The sequence below is a fragment of the Streptomyces sp. genome, from assembly GCF_036524955.1.
GTDB lineage: Bacteria > Actinomycetota > Actinomycetes > Streptomycetales > Streptomycetaceae > Actinacidiphila.
The window spans coordinates 1-2,409 of sequence record NZ_DATDBG010000166.1 but is presented as its reverse complement, the minus strand read 5'-3'; the positions used below and the strand labels follow the sequence as shown (position 1 = coordinate 2,409).

The window sequence follows — 2,409 nt, the reverse complement described above, 5'->3', positions numbered from 1 at the left end:
GCCGAGCCCGCCCGCCGGGCCCTGGCCGACTTCGGCGGGCTTGCCATGCCGCTGGACGCCGGCGAGGCCCGACTCGAGCTCGCCCGGGCCCTCGGCGCCGACTCGGCCGAGCTGGCGGCGGAGGAGGTCCGCGCGGCGCTGGCCGTGTTCCGGGCCCTGGGAGCGGCCCGGGCGACGGACGCCGCCGCGGCGCTGCTGCGCGAGCTCGGCGGCGCCACCGGCGGGCGGCCGCAGCTGGGCACCGAGCTGACCGCGCGCGAGCACGAGGTGCTCGCGCTGGTCGCCCGCGGCATGTCCAACGCCCGGATCGCCCGCACCCTGGTGATCAGCGAGAAGACCGCAGGCCACCACGTGAGCCGGATCCTGACCAAGCTCGGCGTCCATAACCGCACCGAGGCGGCGGCGTACGCAGCCCGTCAGCTCTAGAGGGACTGGCCGCTCCTGTCCGTCGCCTCGTTGCCGACGCTAGACGCGCGTCCCCACCGTGAGCAGGTACTCCTGCTCGAAGTGGGCCTGGTCCTCGGTGCCCCGGTTCCACTCGGTGCAGAAGGCCGCCAGGGCCGCGTCGAACTCGGCCGCGCGGCCGTTGCGGTCAGCGTTCGCCCGGGCGGCGATGGTCGGGCCGTAGTAGGTCTTGAAGTGCTCGCCCCAGTCCTGCGGCTGCGCGAAGGCGGTGACCGCCAGCGAGTCGCGGACCTGCGTGGTGAACGCGACCCGGTCGCCGAACAGGCCGGCCAGGTGCTCCTCGCTGCCCCACAGCGGCGGCGCCTGGGCCCCCGCCGGCGGGGGCGGGGCGAACTCCTTCAGCGTGCGGAAGAGCCCGCCGATCATCCCCTCCGGTGTCCAGCTGAGAAGCCCGATCGTGCCGCCGGGCCGGCATACCCGCACCAGCTCGTCCGCCGCCGTCTGGTGAAAGGGCGCGAACATCACGCCGATGCAGGACATCACGACGTCGAAGGCGTCCTCCTCGAACGGCAGGTCCTCCGCGTCGGCCGGCACCCAGTCGAGATCCAGGCCCTGGGCCTCGGGACGCTGCGCCCCGGCCTCGAGCAGCTCCGGGGTGAGGTCGGTGGCCGTGACGTGGGCCCCGCGCTGGGCAGCCGGGACGGAGGCGTTGCCCGTCCCGGCGGCGACGTCGAGGACGCGTACACCGGGGGTGATCGGGAGGGCGTCGGCGAGCCGCTGCCCGACGGGCAGCAGGAACGTGTCCACCATGAGCGGGTAGTCACCGGAGGCCCACATGGTCCGGTGGCGCGCCTTGAGGTCGGGTACTGCGGCAGTTGTGGTCATACCGATGAGACTGTCGCGAACCGGGTCGGGCCACATCGGGTGTTCTCCCTATCCGCTGCCCTCACGCCCCTATTGACAACTACATAGCAGGGTGGCAGGTGCCGGACGTCGAGGTGATCGAGACCCCCGTGGCGGCGGCGCCGGCGCTGGACCCGATCCGCTCCCGGGTCCTGGCCGAGCCCGGGTCGGCCACGACGGCCGCCCGCGCCCTGGGGCTGCCCCGGCAGAAGGTCAACTATCACCTGCGGGCGTTGGAGGCGCCCGGGATGGTGACGCTGGTGACGGTACGGCATCGACAACACTCGCGTCAGCGAGCCGGTTCCAGCAGTGCACCCAGCTCACCGATCCGTCCAGAAGTCGCAGATAGCCGCTCCGACTCCCATCCGAACTCCTGCGCCAGTACGGCCGAGAGGTTGCCGCACCGGCCATCATTCGGTCGTGCGTCAGCAAGCATTCGGTCGTGCGTCAGCAAGCCGGACTTCGCGACGCACGTCGAGGACTCGGCGCAGGGCAGCACTCCTGCGTCCACGGTCACGCTCGGAGTGTCGTCAGCGCCAGCACTCCCGCACCAGGTTTATGGCGTCGGTGTGGCGGGACGTGGCGGGTGTCGCCCACGGGGCATCGGCATGTGCCATCGCAGCGAGCTTCTGACGGGCGAGGCGGAGGTGGCCGACCTGATTTGGCACGGCCCGTGGGAGCTGGTGAACCAGTGCTCTTCAGGTGCGGAGGTCGGCGAGCAGGGCGAGGACGATTTTCTTGCGCGAGTCTTCTGGAAGCTCGCTCTCGCCGGCCACCCGGAGCACAGCGAGTTCCGTCTCGTGCACGACGTAGATCTCGTAGAACGTCTGGTCGCCGAGCTTGCCGCCAAAACAAGGGCTCTGGCCGCCGACCCAGATCTCGTCCGGAAGCTCGACCCACTCGCCCTGGCAACTCTCGTCCCAGGACTGTTTCATCATGGAATCGCTTGCCCGCTCCGTAGTGTCGAAGCGCTCGACCTTGAGCGTTGCGCCGACGCGCGTGCCAGCTCGGAACTGTGTGCTCGACGTGTCGAGCGGCTCAGGGTACTCGCCGTCCCAGTCGGCGCAGGACACTTCGGTCGACACCGGCGATGCACCCTCC

Annotated in this window: 3 protein-coding genes and 1 pseudogene; 2 read left to right on the top strand and 2 right to left on the bottom strand. The window is 71.1% G+C overall.

Translation table 11 applies throughout. The features are described 5' to 3' along the window. Positions 1-426: helix-turn-helix transcriptional regulator (locus tag VIW71_RS13385; protein WP_331622373.1), on the top strand; the 426-nt coding region annotated here is incomplete at its 5' end. Positions 427-465: 39 nt separating this feature from the next. On the opposite strand, the gene VIW71_RS13380 is transcribed toward VIW71_RS13385, so the two are convergent. Further along, positions 466-1,290: a class I SAM-dependent methyltransferase gene (locus VIW71_RS13380; protein WP_331622372.1), complete on the bottom strand. Its 825-nt coding sequence runs from the start codon at positions 1,288-1,290 to the stop codon at positions 466-468. A 98-nt stretch (positions 1,291-1,388) separates the two neighbouring features. On the opposite strand from VIW71_RS13380, the pseudogene VIW71_RS13375 reads away from it, so the two are divergent. Then, positions 1,389-1,520 (top strand): annotated as a pseudogene (locus VIW71_RS13375) (ArsR family transcriptional regulator); the annotation flags it as partial. A 486-nt stretch (positions 1,521-2,006) separates the two neighbouring features. Here the strand turns inward: VIW71_RS13375 and VIW71_RS13370 are convergent. After that, on the bottom strand, positions 2,007-2,409 hold a 403-nt coding region (locus VIW71_RS13370; RefSeq protein WP_331622374.1), incomplete at its 5' end, for a hypothetical protein.